The organism is Streptomyces sp. NPDC093085 (assembly GCF_040683935.1).
Classification (GTDB): Bacteria; Actinomycetota; Actinomycetes; order Streptomycetales; family Streptomycetaceae; genus Streptomyces.
In genome coordinates this window covers 56,338-75,223 of record NZ_JBFBFB010000009.1, presented here as the reverse complement: position 1 = coordinate 75,223, position 18,886 = coordinate 56,338, and the positions used below count along the sequence as shown (strand labels likewise).

Below are 18,886 nucleotides of genomic sequence, written 5' to 3'. Positions count from 1 at the left end.
GGCGGCGTTCAGGGACGGCGGCGCAGAGGCGGCGCGATGGCAGAAGGCCCGATGAACTCTCCGGCGAGCTGGTCCATGATCACCTCGTCGCAGACCTGCCCCAGCCAGTACCCGGCCTCACGGAGCATCCCCGCCGATCGGAAGCCCGCCTTCTCGTAGGCATGTACGCCTGCGGTGTTCGGGGCGAGAACCTTGAGCCAGACCATGCGCAGGTTGGTGATGTGGAAGGCGTAGTCGAGTGTGAGCCGGGTCGCCGCCGTCCCGAGCCCGCGTCCCCGGGCCTCCGGGGCAAGCATGATCACGTACTCGGCGGTCCGTACGGAGTGGTCCGGCAGCAGCGTGGTCACCCCGGCCGGGACGGGAGTGCCCGAGGCCAGGTCGTAGACGGTGAACCGGATGTTCTCGCCCCGGAGTTGGTGGGCCATGCCCTCGGTACGGGCTTCGAGCGACTCGGGCGCCTGGCGGCCGTACCCGACCAGCAGGGCCGGGTCCTGCTCCCAGCGCCAGTACGTCTCGACCAGATCGGCCCGGTAGGGGCCGAGGGCACAGGTGTCATGGGTGATCCACAGGACGGGGTCAGGACTGGTGTCGATGACGGTCTCCGATGGTGAGTACAGGGGTGTAACCGAGTGTTGAGGGCGGTTCCGCGACGGGACCGCCGTCCTCCGTCCGTATCCAGGCGTGCAGTCGCACCGGATCCGGTGCGATGCCATGACACCAGGTGACGGCGAGTCGCCGCGAGGCGAGCAGGAGAGCAGCGGCGGTCGACTCTTCCAGGCAGGCCGTACGGCCCGGGAAGTGCCATCCGGCATAGCGGACGGCGAGGACAGCGGCGCGGGCCTCGGCGGGGGTGGCCGCACGACGGCAGACCGACGTGGCGGCGCGGAGAGTTGTCGTGAGCCGCAGCATGATGGACCTCCGGTTTCCTGCCCGCTTGACAGCGATGACGGAAGCCAGGGCCGCGACTGCGGCGGCGCTCCGCCCGTGGGGCACGGCGGGCGGCCGGACTGCTCCCGCCGCGTGCTCCGCGCTGCCCCAACTCGGGGGAGCGGGGCCGGCGATGGTCGCGGGGCGCCATGGTGTGGGCGAGGAGACCGTTCGCAGTAGTCCGGCGGCGAGGAGACGGGTGGCCAGGGCGGGGGCCATGGCCGACAGGTGGCCGTGACAGGCGGCGTTCCGCCACTGGATCGCGGCTGCGGGCAGCAGACACCGGAGGAGACCGCTGCGGTAGTCGATGAGGACCAGGACATGTCCGAAGTCCACGGCACGGACGTGCCCGGGGGCCGTGGCGAAGCGTGGCGTTTCAGCCATGTACGTTCTCCGCTGACCGGTCGGTCCACGCGGGACCGGGGGTGTGCCGGTGCGCACGCAGCCATGCTTCGGCGGACAGCGCCTGTTCCAATGTGGCCAGGGGCATCGGGACACCGGCGGCGGCCTGACGCAGGTGTCCGCGCAGCCGGCCGGGGTCGAGAAGCCCGAGTTCCGCGAGGTGACCGTCGGCCAGTGCCAGGAGTTCGGGCAGGTTGGCGCGGAGCCCGGAGTAGTGGTCGGCGTTGAAGCTGCCCTTGGTGGTGCGAGCGGCTACGTCGGTGGGGAGCAGATGCCGCATCGCTCCGGCCAGGACCGGCTTGTAGCTGTGGACCGCCGGCCGCTGGTCGAGAGGGGTGCGCAGTACCGCGTCCACGACGCGCGCGTCGAGGAACGGGTTGTGCAGGGCGATACCGCAGGCTGCGGAGAGCTGGGCGTCGGCGGCGGCGGTCCGGGCGACCTCGCGGATCTCGTCCACGAGCGTCCGGACCGAAAGGTCCGCACCGGGGACCGGGTCCTCGGCGTCCACCGCCTCGGCGGCAGCGTCGGCCAGCAGCCGCAGGGCTTCGGGGGTGGCCCAAGACGGTACCGGCAGAGTGTGGAACCAGCCCACACGGTGGTGGCGGACGCCCGGGGAACGCGCCGGGGAGGCGAGCGTACGGGCCAGGACGGCGAGGGCGGCGCGGCGGCTGGTCCGTGCCGTGGTCACCGCGTCCCTCAGCAGGGGTGCGGCCGAGCAGTGCCGCAGACGGGCCCAGCCGAGCGCCTCGCTCAGCGCTCGTGACCAACGGTGACGGCGGATCAGGTCGGCGAGGTGGATGGGCGGCTGGAACAGCACACTGTCTCCGCCGTCCCCGGTCAGGTGGTTCCTGCTGCCCAGGTGCCGGCGCATCCAGCACAACTGCGTGGTCAGACGGGCGACGGTGAGCGTCGAGGGGGCGGGTTCGTCCGTGACCGGCACGGAGGAGATGCCGGTGTAGGGCAGGTGCGCGTCGGCCAGAGGAAGAAGGTGGTGGGTGATGCGGTCCGGGTATGCCTCGGAGGCGAGCCTCGCGTAATGAAGATCCGCGCCGCTCTCGTCCCCCTCGGGATGGACCGTGACCGTGTTGAGCCGGTGCCGCGCGGGCAGGCGCGACGCGGCCAGGACGGCGACCGAGGTCGAGTCCAGTCCGCCGGACAGGTCACAGGACAGCTCCGGGTCGGCGGCCACCCGGAGCGCCACGGCTGCCGACAGGGCGCCGAGCATACGGTGCTGTGGCGGGCCCTCGAAGGGATCGGGGCGCCACAGGGGGGTGCGGCGCGGGCTGCCTCCGGTTGCGGGAAGCTCGATCCGGCAGCCTGGGACCAGTTGTGTCACTCCGGTGTAGCAGGTATACGGGCCGACGAGCGCGGGCAGCGACGGGGCGAGGACGGCGCAGGCGAGCCGCCTGGGATCGATGGGCGCCCCGGTGAGGCGGGCGAGCAATCGGGCCGAGGTGGACCACGCCCAACTCTTCGACCATTCCGCCATATAGACGGGTTGGGCGGCGGCCGGGTCGGTGTGGCAGGCCACGCCGTCGCGGGTCTCCTCGATCACTGTGTACGCGCCCGGCCACCGCCAGGCGACATCGGCAGGCAGGGGAGCATCGGCCAGTTCCCGCAGCTCGGGGCCGGTGGCAGCGCACCAGCCGAGGACGAGCACGCGACGCTCACCGCCCGGGGTGGTGACGACCCGGGCCGGGGCTCCGCCGAGCCGCCACGTGGACGACCCGGTGCCGAAGCGCTCTGCCCCTTCGGGGAGGGGCCACGCACTCCCGGCCCTCCCTGCACTCCCGGCCGCACTGAAACCGCCGAATGTCACGGACCCTCCACGTGGCGAGCGGGACGAACGGGGCGACACGGCACCGGGATTCACATTCCCCGTCGCGTCGCCCCGCAGGGGCAGGTCAGCAGTTGTAGGCGCGGCGCTTGTCCTCGCTCTGGCCGCCGCCCTGGCCCTCCGTCAGCTCGGCGATGTCGCCGAGTGCGACGGGCAGCAGCTCGTCCTCACTGCTGACATCGGTGCGAAGCGGATCACTCATGTCACTCATGGCGGTTCCTCTCTTCTCCGGATGCTGAGGAGAGTAGAGGCGTCTGCCTCTGTCGGAACAGAGGATTTCTTGGTATTTCCAGAAATTCCGCCGAGCGGAGGCCCGACGGGAAATTACCCGTCAACTTCCGTGGTCTCAGGGACCTCTGAGGCAAGCTCCTCGACGACCGCCGTCATGAGGGTGCGCGCGGCTCGTCCGTAGCGGGCCAGGGCGGCAAGCCGCGCGAAGACGGTCCCGTACAGCGTCACTTCGGCCGGCTGGGCGAGGTTCAGCTCGGCGGAGTAGGTCTCCACCATGACCCTGTCGTGATCAAGGATCCAGAAACCGTGCCAGGGTGCGATGGCACAAGGGGTGTCGAACCCGATGATGCCCAGCCGGACGTTCGGGAGAGTCGACAGCGAGATCAGACGGTCGAGCTGCCCGAGCATGACCTCGGGGGCGCAGAGACGGAAGCGCAGGGCGGCTTCGGTGAGAACGAAGTGGAAGCGTTTGTCCGGGCGGTAGAGAATCTCCTGACGCTGCGTCCGTACGCGCACCGCTTCGTCCACATCGTGCGGCACATCGAGCGTGGGGACACCCTGGGCGAACCGTTCCCGCGCGTACCCGGCCGTTTGCAGCAGGCCAGGTACGACCGTCGGTTCGAACGCCCGGAAGAGTCTTGTCCGCGCGTCCAGTTGGGTGATCACCCGCTGGTGGGAGGCGAGGCCGGTCCTCAATTGCCGCTGCCACTCGGCGTATTGGAGATCCAGAGCGTGCAGCGACGTGAGCAACGCGTCGGTCTGGTGTTCACTGCCGGTCGCCGCCGTCCAGTCGCGGATGTCCTGGGCGGTCGGTGTCTGCCGGCCGTTCTCCAGCTTGGAGACCTTGGACGGCACCCATGCAAGTGACTCCGCGAGCCGCTTGCCGGTGAGCCCGGCCTGCTGACGCAGCTCGCGGAGCCGCTGCCCGAGGGCGCTGCGCGCCTCGTGAACGGTGGTCACGCCCGGTGGATCCACTCGGTCGCGACATCGTCCCGCCTGATCGCGTGGTGCCAGGCGGTATCCCGCCAGTAGCTGTGCTGTACGACCGCTGCGGGGGCGTCGACCAGCTCACCTCCGAGGAAACGGTCGGCCTTGTCGAAATGCATCCTGATCAGTTTGCGCGAGTCGAACAACCAGTAGTCGTGGTCGGGCAGTTCCGCCGCCTCGGCCCGTTCGCGTTCGAGATAGCGGATGTCCTCACCGGCTCCGTTGGTGAACTGCGCACACCACACGCCGAATCGGCTGTAATCGGTGAGCGGCCTGCTCACCACACGTACCCGGGAGAAGCGACGGCCCGCAGCGGTGGCTTCGCCGATCATGGACAGCCATTCCCGCATCCACGGCAGGTCGTCCTTCTCCCCCGCGAGGAATTTGGCCAGAGAGGCGTTCTCGTACGGCGCGTCATAGCGGTCACGGACCTCCAGGCGGAACGCGGTGTGCTCGAACGTCCTGAAGAGCCGACTGAACGCGTCGCCGGTGATCAGGCTGATCGCTGTTCCTCCTCGTACCGGCGTACGTAGAACTTGAGTACCTCTTCGGGGATCTCGATGATCGCTTCCCCCTCGGGTACGGGACCGACATCGGCAAGGGTCTGCGGGTCGGTCACCACCCACCCTTGGGCGATACAGGTCTTGCGGTCCGTCCGGTCCGTCGCGAACAACGTCGGCGACTGTCCCACCTGGGACTCGGGATCCTTGCCGAGAAAACGAGCACGCATGCTGATCCTTTCTCGAAACTTCCGAAAGGTGCTCAGGGATTGTCCCGACGCATCGAGGCGTCAGTCAAGAGCGGTGGTCAGGAGAGGCGGAACGGGCTGTCCACGCGAGCAAGCACGCGGCCCCAGCCGTGCGGCGACACGTATCCGGCCGGGGCGGCGGCGGGGGCGGAAGCGGTCGTACCAGCGGGGTTTGCGGTGTCTGCGGCGGCCGGGGCGGCTGTGCCGGAAAGCCGGGGGAGCCGGGGATGACGGGAGAGCCGGGAGAGCCGGGGGCGACAGGGAGGACCGGGCCGACAGAGCGGGCGCGGGTACGGGGAGTGCTGTGAGCAGGTAGCGCCCGGTGTGGTCGGCGGCGCGGAAGGTGAACTCCGTACCCGCGAGGAGCTGATTCCGGGCCTTCTCCTGGGCCACGAAATCGTCGCACCAGCACCGGAGTTCGGTGGGCGCGTCCGGAACGGGGAGTCCTACCGGAACGAGGGTGCCCCGAGGGGCCCACAGGGACTGCGGGTCGGGGTCGAGCCCGTCGGCGATGCGCAGGGCCTGGCAGCGCAGGAAGGACAGGGTGCGGTCCGGGGACGCCGCCTGCCGGGCGGCGAGGACGACCCGTACCCACGTACCGTTGACCGGCCCCTCACAGACCACGGTCAGACGGTAGAACGGGCCGGTGTTCATCCCTCCCTCCGCGCGGGAGGCCGCTGCCTGCGGTGGAGTTCCGCGAGGGCACGGAGCTGGGTCCGCTCCCGCTCGGTCGCCGGCCGCACCGACTGCCGGGTCGCTTCCCAGGTGTGGCCCGAGGGGCGGACCAGGCGGACCATCAGTCCCGCGAAGGACTGGATGAAGCCGGGCATGTCGGTCCTGTGGTCGAACACCGCCATCCCCACCCGGAGTTCCTGCCCGGAGCCGGCCGCGTCCGTCTGCGGCCTCTGGCTCTGACTCTGGCTCGGGAGACGCCGGGGCCGCCGGGGCTGCCATACCGGGTAGGGCCATTCGTCGCGCGCACCGGGCGTCATACGGGGTCCCCCGCCCTGCGATGCGGGTGCGCCGCGATCTGCCGGGCGCACTCCAGGGGCGTGGCCGGGGCGATCCCGCGCTTGGCGTTCTCCCTGCGCCTGTCCCACCAGGCGCAGAGGTCACAACCGGGCTCGGGCGCAAGGTCGATCGGGGGCTTGGGCCCGTCGGGGGACGGCGGGTACGGGGGTTGCTGCTGCGGCTTGGTGGAAACGCTCTTGTCGGGCACGACGGCTCCTCTCCGTAGTGAATCCACTACCAAGCGCGTTCAGGTTCGCCTACGCTGAGTTAGGCAGCAACGTGGCAGCGAAGAAGGAAGGGGCGGCCGCAGCATGGTCAATCGCAAGGAGCTGAACCCGGAAGCATCTCCGCGGGAGGCGTTCGGAGCCCGCCTGCGCAGCGTGCGAGAGGCGCGTGGCGTGACGCAGGATGCCCTCGGGGGACAGATGGAATATTCAGGGCAGCATATTTCGGCAGTTGAAACTGGTCGCAAACCGCCAACTCTTCCCTTCGCGCGACGTGCTGATCTGGCCTTGGACGTCGGAGACGAGTTCGAGCGCGAGTGGGGCAAGATCCGGAACGGCAGCCTGCTGGAGGGCTTCTCGGAGTACGTACGGTGCGAGGCGCGCGCCGTGGAGATCCGTATCTTCGAGGTCGGCTCCATTCCGGGCCTGCTCCAGACAACGGAGTACGCGACGGCCATGGAGGCGGCCAACGTCAAGCGCGGAGTTATCCCGCCCGAGCAGGCCGAAGAGCGGCTCACCGTCCTGGCGGAGCGACAGGCCGCTCTGGAACGGCCCAATCCGCCCATCGTGATCGCGGTGTTGGACGAGAGCTGTATCCGGAGGCCGATCGGAGGCCCGGAGGTCATGGACGCCCAGTTGGCTCGGTTGATCACATTCGCGGAGCGGCCGAACACGATCCTCCAGATCGCCCCCTACGTCATAGGGGAGCGCTGTCCGTTCAGCAGGGTGGTCAATCTGCTGACCCTGTCCGACCGGTCCGTGGTCTCGTACGTCGAGTCGCAGACCCGGGGTTATCTGGACCGCGATATCCCTACTGTGGTGCCCCTGGTGAGGGCCTACCATCAACTACAGGCCGAAGCCCTCTCCCAAGCGGCGTCCGTGGCCCTGATCAACGAGGTACGAAAGGGCATCCTGTGACAACCGACGAATCCCCTCGCTGGTTCACTTCCTCCTACAGCGGCAATGGCGGTACCTGTGTGGAGGTCGCCGTCAACCTCGTCGCTTCGCGCGGTGTGGTTCCCGTACGTGACTCCAAGAACCCGTCCGGTCCCCAACTGACGTTCCTCGCCGACTCGTTCGCGACCTTCGTGGCGGGAGTCAGCGCCGAAGCGCCCGGCACCGTCTGAGCACCCACCCCGGAACACGGCCCGGCCCGCCGCCCTCCCAGGGAGGCGGGCCGGGCCGTGTTCCGGGGAGAACGCCCGCTACCTGAACAGGAGGAAGAACGCTGAGCCTGCTCATCGGCCCCGAGTTCAGCAAACTTTTTCGCACCTTCGAGCACACGGCCTTCCGGCTGGAGACGCGCGACCACTACAAGTCCGCCAACGAGGCGGAGGCGCTGCGTCAGTTCGTCGCGGGGGAGCCGGTCGACCTGGAGTGGTTCCAGAACTGGCTGGCTATGATCCGGGAGACCACCGCCCAGGGCCGCCGCTTCACGCGCGTGCGGGTGGTCACGATGCCGCCCACGGATTACAGCCGCTTCGGGGTGTTCTGCTCGCAGCACACCAACGCGGCCGGTGAGGACATCCGTTACCTCAGGCGGGACGATGCGGCCGAACTCCCGGACTACGACTACTGGTTGTTCGACTCGCGCATGCTGGTACGGATGCACTTCGATGACGACGAGAACTTCCTGGGCGGTGAAATCATCGAAGATCCTGCCGTGATCGTGCAGCACAACTACTGGCGCGATGCCGCCTGGCACCTCGCCACACGACGGGATGACTTCGCCGCCGACCAGTAGAACCCACCGGCGTCACCAGCGTGCACGAAGCGCGTGACGCCCTGGGCAGACGCCGTGCGGCGGTGCGCCGCTCGTATATCTGGATCTATACGGATCCGTATAGATCCAGATATACGAGTCTCATGCCGGGTCGCGCGGCAGCAGCAGCGGGGTGGCCAGGAGGAGGATTCCGGCGGCGGCCAGGGCGGGGCGGGGGCCTGTGAAGGTGGCCAGGAGGCCCCAGAGGGCGGTCAGGGTGGCGATGGCGGCGCTGGTGGAGATCGACCAGGCGGTCAGGGTGCGGGCCATGCGGTCGGGGGGTGTGTGGGAGAGGCGGTACGTGGCCAGGACCGGGTTGAAGACGGCGCAGCAGGTCACCAGGGCCAGTTGGAGGGCCATCAGCAGGGCCATTCCCGGGAGCCCCGGGGGGATGAAGGCCAGGCCGACGGGCCAGCAGGAGCGGAGGGCGCCGGCAGTGCGCAGGACCTTGTGGGGGCCGAATCTCCGGACCAGGCGCGGTGCCATGCGGGCGCCCAGCAGGCCGCCCAGGCAGGGGAGGGCGAAGACCAGGCCGTACTGCCAGGGGGCGAGGCCCAGATGGTCCAGGAGGAGGACGGCGAGCAGCGGTTCGCCCGCCATGATCAGGCCGTTGACCAGGAGGGCGTTGAGGAACAGGGGGCGCAGCACCGGGTGGGTGAGGATGTGGTGCCAGCCGGTGAGGAGGTCCCCTTTACGGGAGGAGGCGGGGTTACGGGAGGAGGCGGGGGACGGTGCGGGGCGGGGTGCGGGGGGTTCTGTGCCGCCGATCGCCCGGATGCCCAGCGCCGAGAGCAGGTAGCTGACCGCGTTGGCGAGGACCGTCGCCGTCGGGCCGGAGACGCCGATCGCGGCGCCCCCGAGCGGCGGGCCGATCGCCGTCGCCGACCAAGTCGTCGACTCGAACCGGCCGTTCGCGACCAGCAGGTCCTCCGGGGGCAGCAGCGCCTTCAGATACGCGCCGCTCGCCGCCCGGAACGCGATGTCGGCCGCCGCGACCACCACCGAGATCAGGAGGAGGTGGGAGAAGGTCAGGCGGTCCAGGGCGTAGGCGAGGGGGATGCTCGCCAGGGCCGCGAAACGGATCAGGTCCGTCGCGATCATCACCGGGCGTTTACGGCGGAACTCCACCCACGGCCCCAGCGGCACCGCGATCACCGCCCCCACCGCCCGGCCCGCCGCCGCCAGCGCCGCCACCTCGCCCGGGCCCGCGTGCAGCACGATCACCGCGATCAGGGAGAACGCGCCGAAGCCCAGCCCCGTGCCGTACGAGCTGACCGCGAACGCCGCCCACAGCCAGCCGAACCGCCGCCCCAGGTGACGCCGCCGGGGCGGCGATGGGGGGTTGGGTTTCGCGGTTGCTTCTGTTGTCTCTGTTGATTTTGGGCCTTCTGTGCCTTCTGGGCCTTCTGTTGTTTCTGTGGCTTCTGGGTTTTTCATGCCTCGCCCTCGTCGCCGTCACCCTATCCAGGCCCGTCGCGGAGCCGGAGGCTGATCAGTGCGGTGATCGTGAAGGTGGCGACCTGGTAGAGCATGGCGTGCCGGAACGCGGTGGCCGCGTCGGCGGCGGGGGCGTAGTAGGCGAGTCCGGCGGCGGTCACTCCGATGGATCCGCCGAGCTGCTGTGCGGTGGGGAGCAGCCCGGAGACCGAACCGGCGGCCGGGCCGTGCACCCCGGCCAGGACCAGGGTGAACACCGACGCGGTGAAGGCGCCGAACGCGGCTCCGCCGACGGCCAGTACGGGCAGTAGGGGCAGTAGGGGCAGTGTCGTTTGGTGGTCCGTCGCCGAGGCGATCAGCGGGGCCAGTGTCAGGCACATCCCGGCCAGTGCCAGGGACGTGACGGTGAGCACCCTCGGTCCGTACCGGCGGGTGAGGGCGGGCGCGGCTCTGCTGCCGGCGACGGCGGCGGCGGCGAACGGTGCCGACGTCAGCGCGGCCGCCAGGGCCGAATACCCGACGGCGGACTGGAGGTGGAGGAAGAGCAGGTACGTGAAGGAGGGCACGCCCGTGTTGAACACGAACACCAGCAACGTGCCCCTCCGGGCCGACCGGTCACGCAGCACCGAGGGATGGATCAGCGGGTCGGGCCGGTGCGGGAGGCTCCGGACGAAGTGGCCGAGGGCGGCCACGGCCACGGCGAAACAGGTCCACGTCCACCAGGGCCACCCTGCTTCCCGCCCCAGCGCCAGGGGCAGGACCAGCGCGCCGGCTCCCACGGTCACCAGCAGCGCCCCCGGTTTGTCGACGCGGAGTCCGTCCGCCCCTCGGGTGCGGGGCAGCGCGGTCGCTCCGGCCAGCGAGGCGAGCGCCACCGGCACGGTGAGGAGCAGCACCGGCCGCCAGCCGAGGCCGAAGAGATCGGCGCTGAGGACGAGGCCGCCGATCAGCGGCCCGGCCAGCGACGCGACGGCCATGGTGGCTCCGTACAGGCCGAGGGCGCGCGGCCGGTGGGTCGCGGGGGTGGTGGCCTGGATGAGCGACAGGACCTGGGGGGCGACCAGGCCGCTGCCCGCGCCCTGCACCAGCCGGGCCGTGATCAGCGACAGGGCGTCGGGGGCACACGCTTCGGCCACCGAACCCGCGGCGAAGACCACGGTGCCCACCACGAACAGCCGGCGGTAGCCGTACCGGTCGCCCAGCCGTGCGGCGGGGATGAGCAGGCACGCGTACGTCAGGGTGTATCCGGCGAGGACCAGTTGCACGGCGCCCGGACCGGCGCCCAGGCCGGCCTGTATCGCCGGCGCTGCCACCTGGGCGACGGTGACGTTGAGCAGTTGCGCGAAGGTGGCGCTGAGCACCACCGGCAGGACCAGTCGTCCGGTGAGGTGTCCTGCGAGGCGTCCGGTGAGGCGTCCGCCGCTCACGAGAGCAGGGCCGTGGCGAGCTCACGGGGCCGGGCGGCGAATGGGCTGTGGCTGCCCGGGAGCGTACGTACGGTGAACGGGTTGCCGGGCATGGCCCGGTCGGCTTCCGCGATCATCAGATCCTGCACGGCCGTCGGCAGCGCCCGGTCGTCCGCGCAGCGCAGGAAGGTCCGCGGGACGTCCCCCCACCGTCGCGGAGTCACGGCGACCGGGGTGGTGGGGATCGCCAGCGGCAGATCGGGGCTCAGCGCCGAGCGTCAGCGGCCGAAGCGGTCCGGAGGGGTGTCGTGGTAGTGGGTCTGCCGCAGTTCCTCGACGTACGCGGGGTCCTGCGAGAGCGGGTTGATCCGTACGGCGCCCACTTCCCCGGGGTCGCCGAGGTTGAGGCTCCGGCCCCGTGCCGTGGCGTTCTCGGGCGAGTCGAGGTAGTCGGAGAACCGGGGCCGTCCGGCGGGCACGAAGGCGGAGAGGTAGACGATCTCGTCGACGAGTTCGGGCGCGCGCTCGGCGGCCAGTGACGCGGGGCCGCCGCCCGCGCTGTGTGCGACGAGCACGACACGACGGTGGCGGCGTGCCTGGCGCAGCGTGTCCAGCACGGCCGCTGCGCTGTCGTCCATCGTCACGGTGGCGAGCGCGGACCTCTCGGTCAGCAGGCCCGGCTGGCCCGGCTGGAGGTATCCGCTGGGCAGCGGGGCGTCGAAGCCGTGCCCCGGCAGGTCGACGGCGATGCTCGCGGCACCGAGCCCGGCGAGTGCGCGCTGCGTCGCCGCCCACTGCCCGGAGCTGTGCCAGGCACCGTGCACGAGGACGAAGACGGTGTCCGCGGGGGCCGTAGTGGCCGTGGGGGAAGAATCAGTCATGAACGCATTCCACACGGCCCGCCCCCGATCATCCAGAAAAAGATCTGACAAACTGATCGGCGATACATTTGAGATATGGATGGTGGGACGGGGATGGTGGGACATGGACGGCGGGATAGGAACGGGAGGCTGACATGGAGGCGCGGCATCTGCGGTACGCGCTGACCCTCGCCGAGCACGCGCACTTCGGCCGGGCGGCCGGTGCGCTGGGCATCGCGCAGCCTCCGCTGTCCAAACAGATCGCCGACCTCGAACGGGAAGTCGGCACCCGCTTGTTCGACCGCACCCGCCAGGGGGTGTTCCCGACGGCCGCGGGCGCGGCCTTCCTCGCCCGGGCCCGCAGGGCGCTCGACGAGATCGCGGCGGCCTCGGTCGACGCGGCCAGGGCGGCACGCGGCGAGACGGGGCGGCTGCGCCTGGGGTTCATCGCCTCGGCGCTGCTCGATCCCCTGCCGGACGTCCTCGGCCGGTTCGGCCGTGAACGTCCCGATGTGCGGCTGGAGCTGCACGAGATGGCGACCCGGCGCAGTACGGCGGCGCTCGTCGCCGGGGAACTGGACGTGGCGATCGGCCTCGGCCGGCCAGGGGGCATCGGGGCCGAGCATCTGGTGTCGGTCCCGATCGGACACGACCACCTGGTCGCGGTCGTGAGCAGTACGCACCCGTACGCGGGACAGCCGTCGGTGGACGTGGACCGGCTGCGGCGACAGCCGCTGATCATCGCGCCGGGGGAGGACGAGCCCGCCGTCGCCACCGTGCTGCGGACCCTCCTGGGCGAGGACTCCCCGGCGCTCTCCGGTGCGACCGTGGCGAGGGACGTCCACACCATCATCGGCCTCGCCGCCTGCGGGGTGGGCGTCGGCCTGGGACCCTCTCGCATGCTGGCGGTCCCACGGCGGGGCACGTGGTTCTGCGAGGTGACCCCGCGCACGCCGCTGCCCGATCTGGTCCTGTCCTTCAGCGCCCGGGACCGTTCCCCGGCGCTGAATGCCTTCCTCGGCGTCATCCGAGGGAACTGCCCCGATATCGGTGCCGCGCTCGACCACCGGCTCGGTCCACTCGATCCACTCGGCCCGCCCGGCCCGCTCGACACCGCCCACCAGGCGGACTCCCGGGCCGGGACGTGGACACCCGACTGGGTGAAGCCGCCTGTTATACCCGCTGTCACCGATCGCCATACATGGACGCCGTAAATTTCTTCCTCTGAGTGGCTGAAATTTTGTAGATCCAGGGTTGGTTGATCACTAAAGGGGCCTACCCTTCGACAGGTGAGCCAGTTGATGTCCCGCGAGTCCGAAACCGACCAGCCCGGTGCTCCCACGCACCCGTTGCTCCCCGGCGCCCTGCCCGAACCCCTGCGCGAAGAGCTGATCGCCTTCCGCCGGGACATGCACATGCACCCTGAGCTGGGGAATCAGGAGTTCCGGGCGACCGCCGCGCTCAAGCGGAGACTGGAGGCGGCCGGTCTCGCGCCGCGCGTGCTGCACTCCGGGACCGGGCTCGTCTGTGACATCGGGACCCCCGACCCCGCGCGCCCCATGCTCGCGCTCCGGGCCGACATCGACGGGCTGCCCATCCCGGATACCAAGACGGGCGTCCCGTACCGCTCCACCGTGCCCGACCGGGCGCACGCCTGCGGGCACGACGTGCACACCACCGCCGTCCTCGGCGCGGGGCTCGTCCTCGCCGACCTGGACCGGCGCGGGCTGCTGCCCAATGCCGTACGGCTGGTCTTCCAGCCCGCCGAGGAGGTGCTGCCCGGCGGCGCCGCCGACGCGATCGAGTCGGGGGTCCTGGACGGGGTCGGTTCGATCATCGCCGTGCACTGCGACCCCAAGGTCGACGCCGGAACGATCGGACTGCGGCCGGGTCCGATCACCTCCGCCTGTGACCGGCTGGAGGTCTCCCTCGACGGGCCCGGCGGCCACACCGCCCGCCCGCACCTCACCACCGACCTGGTCACCGCCGTCGCCAAGGTCGCCACCGAGGTCCCCGCGCTCCTCGCCCGCCGGATCGACGCCCGCTCCGGGCTCGCCGTCACCTGGGGGCGCATCGCGTCGGGCCACGCCTCCAATGTCATCCCGCAGCACGCCGAGCTCTCCGGCACCGTCCGCTGCCTCGACCTCACCTCCTGGCGGGAGGCGCCGGACCTGGTGCACGCCGCCATCGACGAGGTCGCCACGCTCCACCGCGCCAAGTCCCAGATCACGTATGTGCGCGGGGTGCCGCCGGTCGTCAACGACCCGGCCGTCACCGAGCTGCTCCGTACCGCCCAGGCCGCGCGCCGCGGATCGTATGCGATCGAGGACACCGAGCAGAGCCTCGGCGGCGAGGACTTCTCCTGGTACCTGGAGCAGGTGCCGGGCGCCATGGCGCGGCTCGGCGTACGGGTCCCGGGCAGCCAGGCCCGGTACGACCTGCACCGGGGCGACTTCGACGTGGACGAGCAGGCCATCCAGGTCGCCGTGGAGCTGTTCACGGCCGCCGCGCTGCTGGACGGGGAGAGTTCCGACCGTACGTAAGGGGGCGGGGGCGGGCGGTGCGTAAAACGTATGCAAAGGGGCGCGCGGCGACCATCTGTGACCGGCCGGTAACCCCGGTGTGTCCGTCGGTCGCCTCGCATCGCCCCGCCGTCGGCTCCCGTTCGCCTCTCGTTCGCGACGATCCGATAACGGCTTCCGTACAGGTCTTTATCTGACATCTACGCGCGTTACGATCGCCGCGAAACCAGCGCCGGAAGAGGCGCTTAGGCCAGAAGGAGCCTCCCTTGCGCCGGATCACCAGGATAGCCACCGTGGGCGCCGCCACCGCGGCCCTCGCGCTCTCCGCCACCGCCTGCGGCGGCAAGTCGTCGTCGGACGCCGGAAGCGGCTCCGGGGAGGCCAAGGCGGCCATCGCGTACGACATCGGCGGCAAGGGCGACCAGTCCTTCAACGACGCCGCCTACGCCGGCCTGGCCAAGGCCGAGAGCGAGCTGAAGATCAAGGGCACCGACGCCGAGCCCACCTCCGGGGAGGCCGACGCCGACAAGGTGCAGCGCCTCACCGACCTGGCCCGCGCCGGCAACAACCCGGTGATCGGCGTCGGCTTCGCCTACGCGCCCGCGCTGGAGAAGGTCGCCAAGAAGTTCCCGAAGACCACCTTCGGCATCATCGACGACTCCTCCAAGACCGGCCCGAACATCGTCAACATGGTCTTCAACGAGGAGCAGGGCTCCTACCTGGCGGGCGTCGCCGCCGCCAAGGTCACCAAGACGAAGACCGTCGGCTTCATCGGCGGTGTCGAGACCCCGCTGATCAAGAAGTTCCAGGCCGGTTTCGAGCAGGGCGTCCAGGCCACCGACCCCTCGGTCAAGGTGCAGGCCCAGTACCTCACCCAGCCGCCGGACTTCAGCGGCTTCTCCAAGCCCGACCTCGGCAAGGCCGCCGCGCAGGGCCAGCTCGACAAGAAGGCCGACGTGGTCTACCCTGCCGCGGGCCTGGCGGGCTTCGGCGCCATCGAGGCGACGGCGACGGCCGGCAAGTGGGCCATCGGCGTCGACTCCGACCAGTACGAGCAGAAGGGTCTGGCCAAGTACAAGGACCACATCCTCACCTCGGTCACCAAGGACGTCTCCGACGCGGTCTTCAACCTGATCAAGTCGGTGAAGGACGGCAAGCCGCAGAGCGGTGAGGTCCGTTACGGCCTCGACAAGGACGGCGTCGGCCTGGCCGACTCCAACCCCGCGTACACCAAGATGACCGATGTCGTCGCCGCCGTGGACAAGGCGAAGAAGGACATCATCGACGGCAAGATCACCGTCAAGACCACCCCGTGACCCCCCGCGCGCGGACCCCGGCTCCCCCCGGCCGGGGTCCGCGCGCAGGGATGCGACAGGGACCCGTGAGTTCTGCCACGTTCTCACGGGGCCCTGCTCCCGTATCCGCGTCACGTAGTCACGCGGTCACGTATCCCCGTCCCGTATCCCCGTCCCGTATCCGCATCACGTTCTGGCAGCGCTACGCGTGTTGACGTCACCCCGGCGCGATAGCTCACCCCGCCCTGCCCCGCGGCCTCACCCCCGCTCCTTTTCCGCCGAGGAGAGTGCGTCATCAACGCGTCCAGCACCCCGACCGGTTCACAGGCCGGCACCCCGCCGCCCGGTACCCCCGTCGGCACCCCGCCGCCCGCCGTCCATCTGCGCGGGATCACCAAGCGGTTCCCCGGTGTCGTCGCCAACCACGACATCGACATCACCATCCGCAAGGGCACCGTGCACGCCCTCGTCGGGGAGAACGGGGCCGGCAAGTCGACCCTGATGAAGATCCTCTACGGGATGCAGCGGCCCGACGAGGGCACCATCGCCATCGACGGCGACCAGGCCGTCTTCGCCAGCCCCGGCGACGCCATCGCGCGCGGTATCGGCATGGTCCACCAGCACTTCATGCTCGCCGACAACCTCACCGTCCTGGAGAACGTCGTCCTCGGCGGCGAGAAGCTGCACGGCATCGGGAACAAGGCGCGCCGGAAGATCAAGGAGATCTCCGACGCGTACGGGCTCGGCGTGCGCCCCGACGTGCTCGTCGAGGACCTGGGCGTCGCGGACCGGCAGCGCGTCGAGATCCTCAAGGTCCTCTACCGGGGCGCCCGGATCCTCATCCTCGACGAGCCGACCGCCGTCCTCGTCCCGCAGGAGGTCGACGCGCTCTTCGACAACCTGCGGGAGCTGAAGGCGGAAGGGCTCACCGTCATCTTCATCTCGCACAAGCTGGGCGAGGTGCTGTCGGTCGCCGACGACATCACCGTCATACGGCGGGGCACCACCGTGGGCACCGCCGACCCGGCGGCCACCACCGTCAAGCAGCTCGCCGAACTGATGGTCGGCAGCGAACTGCCCTCCCCGGAGACCCGCGAGCGCACCGTCACCGACGTGCCCGTGCTCACCGTCGACGGGCTCCGGCTCACCGCGACCGACCCCGACGGCGTCGTACGCGAGGTCCTGGACGGTATCGGCCTCACCATCCACCGGGGCGAGGTGCTGGGCATCGCCGGGGTCGAGGGCAACGGCCAGACCGAGCTGATCGAGGCGCTGATGGGGATGCGCGACCCCGACGGCGGCACGATCACCCTCGGCACCGAGGACATCTCCCACGCGCCCACCCGCAAGCGGCGCGAGGACGGCATCGGCTACATCCCCGAGGACCGCCACCGGCACGGGCTGCTCCTGGAGTCCCCGCTCTGGGAGAACCGCATCCTCGGCCATGTCACCGAGGAGCCCAACAGCCGCCGGGGCCTGCTCGACCTCAAGGCGGCGCGCGCCGACACCGAGCGGATCGTACGGGAGTACGACGTCCGCACCCCCGGTATCGAGGTCACCGCGGCCTCCCTCTCCGGCGGCAACCAGCAGAAGCTGATCGTCGGCCGCGAGATGAGCCACCGCCCCAAGCTGCTGATCGCCGCGCACCCCACCCGGGGCGTGGACGTTGGCGCGCAGGCCCAGATCTGGGACCAGATCCGCGCGGCCCGCCGGGAGGGCCTGGCCGTCCTGCTGGTCTCCGCCGACCTGGACGAGCTGATCGGCCTCTCCGACACCCTGCGGGTGATGTACCGGGGCCGCCTGGTCGCCGACGCCGACCCCGCCACGATCACCCCCGAGGAGCTGGGCTCCGCGATGACGGGCGCGGCCTCGGGCCACCTGGAGGCGGACCCCGCTTCCGTATCCGCGGCGGCCCCCGCCTCCGCGGACGCCACCACCGACGCGGCCCCCGAGCCCGCGGCAGACGCAGCGGACTCCGCATCCCCGGAGGGCGACGCCCGATGAAGAAGTTCGACAAGGACCGGCTGATCCTGGGCCTCGCGGGCCCGTTGCTCGCCCTGGTCGTCGCCCTCGCGCTCACCACGGTGGTGCTGCTCGTCTCGGGCAGCGATCCGGTCGAGCCGTACCGCATCATGTTCGAGTCGGCCTCGTACGAGGACGTCCAGGTCCTGATCGTCAACCAGGCCGGTACGTACTACCTCGCCGCGCTCGCCGTCGCCATCGGCTTCCGGATGAACCTCTTCAACATCGGGGTCGACGGCCAGTACCGCCTCGCCGCGATGACGGCCGCGCTCGTCGGCGCCAGTGTCGACCTGCCGGGGCCGCTCCAGATCGCCCTGATCGTGATCGTCGCGATGCTGGTCGGCGCCGTCTGGTCCGGGATCGCCGGCATCCTCAAGACGACGCGCGGGGTGAGCGAGGTCGTCTCCACGATCATGCTCAACTCGATCGCCACCGCCCTGGTCGCCTGGCTGATCCTGCCGGCCAACTTCGGTGTCCAGCCCGCCGGTTCCAACAACCTGACCACCGGCGACATCCCGCCGTCCGGCTGGTTCCCCGGTCTGGACATGGGCGCGGAGGCCGGCGAGATCTACGGCTTCACCTTCGTCGCCGCCGCGTGCGGCATCGCGTACTGGTTCGTCCTCGGCCGTACCCGCTTCGGCTTCGACCTGCGCGCCACCGGCGCCAGCGAGTCCGCAGCGCAGGCCTCCGGGGTCGACGCCAAGAAGATGGTCCTCACCGCGATGCTGGTCTCCGGCGGTATCGCCGGGCTCGCCGGGATGCCGACGCTGCTGGGCGACACCCACACGTACAGCCTCGACTTCCCCACCGGCATCGGCTTCACCGGTATCACCATCGCCCTGCTGGGCCGGAACAACCCGCTGGGCATCGCGTTCAGCGCGCTGCTGATCGCCTTCCTCGACAAGTCCTCCGCCTCGCTCGACCAGTTCGGGTACGAGAAGGAGATCGCCACGATCATGCAGGGCCTGATCGTGATCTCGGTCGTGGTCAGCTACGAACTCGTCCGCCGGTACGGGCTCCGCCGCCAGCAGCAGAAGGTCGGCGAGGAGCTCGCGGCGGGCGGCGCGCTCACCGCGAGCCCGGCGGGCGGTCCTGCGGGCGGTACGGCGGGCGGTACGGCGGGCGACAACGCGCCGGAGGCCGCGTCTTCGGGCAACGTAGCGGTTGACACGCAGGACAACGGCTCCCGCGACGACAAGAACGAGAAGAACGAGA

The 18,886-nt window shown here is 70.5% G+C and carries 19 protein-coding genes and 2 pseudogenes; 8 read left to right on the top strand and 13 right to left on the bottom strand.

Translation table 11 applies throughout. The features are described from left to right. Positions 1-8: 8 nt before the first annotated feature. The 10 genes from AB0O07_RS23765 to AB0O07_RS23720 all read right to left on the bottom strand — a co-directional run bounded on the left by AB0O07_RS23765 (position 9) and on the right by AB0O07_RS23720 (position 6,351). On the bottom strand, positions 9-563 hold the full coding sequence (locus AB0O07_RS23765; RefSeq protein WP_365636803.1) for a GNAT family protein: 555 nt from the start codon (positions 561-563) through the stop codon (positions 9-11). Positions 564-576: 13 nt separating this feature from the next. Continuing rightward, a complete protein-coding gene (locus AB0O07_RS23760) occupies positions 577-1,311 on the bottom strand; it encodes a lasso peptide biosynthesis B2 protein (protein ID WP_365636414.1) in 735 nt (244 codons plus the stop codon). Next, positions 1,304-3,148, bottom strand: a complete 1,845-nt coding sequence (locus AB0O07_RS23755; RefSeq protein ID WP_365636412.1) for an albusnodin/ikarugamycin family macrolactam cyclase — start codon at positions 3,146-3,148, stop codon at positions 1,304-1,306. Before AB0O07_RS23755 ends, AB0O07_RS23760 begins: the two co-directional genes overlap by 8 nt. A gap of 85 nt (positions 3,149-3,233) precedes the next feature. Continuing rightward, positions 3,234-3,368, bottom strand: coding sequence for an albusnodin family lasso peptide (locus tag AB0O07_RS23750; RefSeq protein ID WP_365636410.1), 135 nt, complete (start codon positions 3,366-3,368; stop codon positions 3,234-3,236). Positions 3,369-3,490: 122 nt separating this feature from the next. Next, positions 3,491-4,357 carry a helix-turn-helix transcriptional regulator gene (locus AB0O07_RS23745; protein ID WP_365636407.1) on the bottom strand — a complete coding sequence of 289 codons (867 nt, stop codon included), beginning with the start codon at positions 4,355-4,357 and terminating at the stop codon, positions 3,491-3,493. Next, positions 4,354-4,878 (bottom strand): DUF6879 family protein, encoded by a 525-nt coding sequence (locus AB0O07_RS23740; protein ID WP_365636801.1) that lies wholly within the window; start codon positions 4,876-4,878, stop codon positions 4,354-4,356. The genes AB0O07_RS23745 and AB0O07_RS23740 overlap by 4 nt, the downstream gene beginning before the upstream one ends. Further along, entirely contained in the window at positions 4,878-5,114 is a 237-nt protein-coding gene (locus tag AB0O07_RS23735; RefSeq protein WP_365636404.1) for a hypothetical protein, read from the bottom strand. The genes AB0O07_RS23740 and AB0O07_RS23735 overlap by 1 nt, the downstream gene beginning before the upstream one ends. A 60-nt stretch (positions 5,115-5,174) precedes the next feature. Further along, entirely contained in the window at positions 5,175-5,786 is a 612-nt protein-coding gene (locus AB0O07_RS23730; protein WP_365636402.1) for a hypothetical protein, read from the bottom strand. Next, positions 5,783-5,989: a hypothetical protein gene (locus AB0O07_RS23725; RefSeq protein WP_365636399.1), complete on the bottom strand. Its 207-nt coding sequence runs from the start codon at positions 5,987-5,989 to the stop codon at positions 5,783-5,785. The genes AB0O07_RS23730 and AB0O07_RS23725 overlap by 4 nt, the downstream gene beginning before the upstream one ends. 131 nt (positions 5,990-6,120) lie before the next feature. Beyond that, complete coding sequence (locus AB0O07_RS23720) at positions 6,121-6,351, bottom strand: hypothetical protein (RefSeq protein WP_365636397.1); 231 nt, start codon at positions 6,349-6,351, stop codon at positions 6,121-6,123. 103 nt (positions 6,352-6,454) lie between these two features. On the opposite strand from AB0O07_RS23720, the gene AB0O07_RS23715 reads away from it, so the two are divergent. From AB0O07_RS23715 to AB0O07_RS23705, 3 genes are all read left to right on the top strand, one after another. Next, complete coding sequence (locus AB0O07_RS23715) at positions 6,455-7,285, top strand: helix-turn-helix transcriptional regulator (protein ID WP_365636394.1); 831 nt, start codon at positions 6,455-6,457, stop codon at positions 7,283-7,285. Beyond that, positions 7,282-7,494, top strand: coding sequence for a DUF397 domain-containing protein (locus AB0O07_RS23710; protein ID WP_365636392.1), 213 nt, complete (start codon positions 7,282-7,284; stop codon positions 7,492-7,494). The genes AB0O07_RS23715 and AB0O07_RS23710 overlap by 4 nt, the downstream gene beginning before the upstream one ends. A gap of 101 nt (positions 7,495-7,595) precedes the next feature. Then, positions 7,596-8,111, top strand: coding sequence for a DUF6879 family protein (locus tag AB0O07_RS23705; protein WP_365636800.1), 516 nt, complete (start codon positions 7,596-7,598; stop codon positions 8,109-8,111). Positions 8,112-8,231: 120 nt separating this feature from the next. On the opposite strand, the gene AB0O07_RS23700 is transcribed toward AB0O07_RS23705, so the two are convergent. The 3 genes and pseudogenes from AB0O07_RS23700 to AB0O07_RS23690 form a co-directional block, all read right to left on the bottom strand. After that, the gene (locus AB0O07_RS23700) at positions 8,232-9,566 is read right to left on the bottom strand and encodes an MFS transporter (protein WP_365636389.1); all 1,335 of its coding nucleotides are present in this window, start codon (positions 9,564-9,566) and stop codon (positions 8,232-8,234) included. Between the two features lie 23 nt (positions 9,567-9,589). Further along, complete coding sequence (locus AB0O07_RS23695; protein WP_365636387.1) at positions 9,590-10,993, bottom strand: MFS transporter; 1,404 nt, start codon at positions 10,991-10,993, stop codon at positions 9,590-9,592. Continuing rightward, positions 10,990-11,853: pseudogene (locus tag AB0O07_RS23690) on the bottom strand (alpha/beta hydrolase). The gene AB0O07_RS23695 and the pseudogene AB0O07_RS23690 overlap by 4 nt, the downstream one beginning before the upstream one ends. A gap of 134 nt (positions 11,854-11,987) precedes the next feature. Here AB0O07_RS23690 and AB0O07_RS23685 point away from each other — a divergent pair. From AB0O07_RS23685 to AB0O07_RS23665, 5 genes and pseudogenes are all read left to right on the top strand, one after another. Further along, complete coding sequence (locus AB0O07_RS23685) at positions 11,988-13,046, top strand: LysR family transcriptional regulator (RefSeq protein ID WP_365636384.1); 1,059 nt, start codon at positions 11,988-11,990, stop codon at positions 13,044-13,046. Positions 13,047-13,133: 87 nt separating this feature from the next. After that, on the top strand, positions 13,134-14,375 hold the full coding sequence (locus tag AB0O07_RS23680; RefSeq protein ID WP_365636797.1) for an amidohydrolase: 1,242 nt from the start codon (positions 13,134-13,136) through the stop codon (positions 14,373-14,375). 245 nt (positions 14,376-14,620) lie between these two features. After that, the gene (locus AB0O07_RS23675; protein ID WP_365636382.1) at positions 14,621-15,670 is read left to right on the top strand and encodes a BMP family ABC transporter substrate-binding protein; all 1,050 of its coding nucleotides are present in this window, start codon (positions 14,621-14,623) and stop codon (positions 15,668-15,670) included. Positions 15,671-16,030: 360 nt separating this feature from the next. Then, a complete protein-coding gene (locus AB0O07_RS23670; protein WP_365636795.1) occupies positions 16,031-17,653 on the top strand; it encodes an ABC transporter ATP-binding protein in 1,623 nt (540 codons plus the stop codon). Beyond that, positions 17,650-18,744 (top strand): annotated as a pseudogene (locus AB0O07_RS23665) (ABC transporter permease); the annotation flags it as partial. The gene AB0O07_RS23670 and the pseudogene AB0O07_RS23665, both read left to right, overlap by 4 nt. Positions 18,745-18,886: the final 142 nt, after the last annotated feature.

What these genes read in the sequence shown, in the direction of transcription:
- AB0O07_RS23735 (WP_365636404.1), bottom strand. Translation starts at nt 5,114, where the DNA reads ATGCGTGCTCGTTTTCTCGGCAAGGATCCCGAGTCCCAGGTGGGACAG.
- AB0O07_RS23715 (WP_365636394.1), top strand. Translation starts at nt 6,455, where the DNA reads ATGGTCAATCGCAAGGAGCTGAACCCGGAAGCATCTCCGCGGGAGGCG.
- AB0O07_RS23730 (WP_365636402.1), bottom strand. Translation starts at nt 5,786, where the DNA reads ATGAACACCGGCCCGTTCTACCGTCTGACCGTGGTCTGTGAGGGGCCG.
- AB0O07_RS23700 (WP_365636389.1), bottom strand. Translation starts at nt 9,566, where the DNA reads ATGAAAAACCCAGAAGCCACAGAAACAACAGAAGGCCCAGAAGGCACA.
- AB0O07_RS23680 (WP_365636797.1), top strand. Translation starts at nt 13,134, where the DNA reads ATGTCCCGCGAGTCCGAAACCGACCAGCCCGGTGCTCCCACGCACCCG.
- AB0O07_RS23725 (WP_365636399.1), bottom strand. Translation starts at nt 5,989, where the DNA reads ATGGCGGTGTTCGACCACAGGACCGACATGCCCGGCTTCATCCAGTCC.
- AB0O07_RS23760 (WP_365636414.1), bottom strand. Translation starts at nt 1,311, where the DNA reads ATGGCTGAAACGCCACGCTTCGCCACGGCCCCCGGGCACGTCCGTGCC.
- AB0O07_RS23685 (WP_365636384.1), top strand. Translation starts at nt 11,988, where the DNA reads ATGGAGGCGCGGCATCTGCGGTACGCGCTGACCCTCGCCGAGCACGCG.
- AB0O07_RS23750 (WP_365636410.1), bottom strand. Translation starts at nt 3,368, where the DNA reads ATGAGTGATCCGCTTCGCACCGATGTCAGCAGTGAGGACGAGCTGCTG.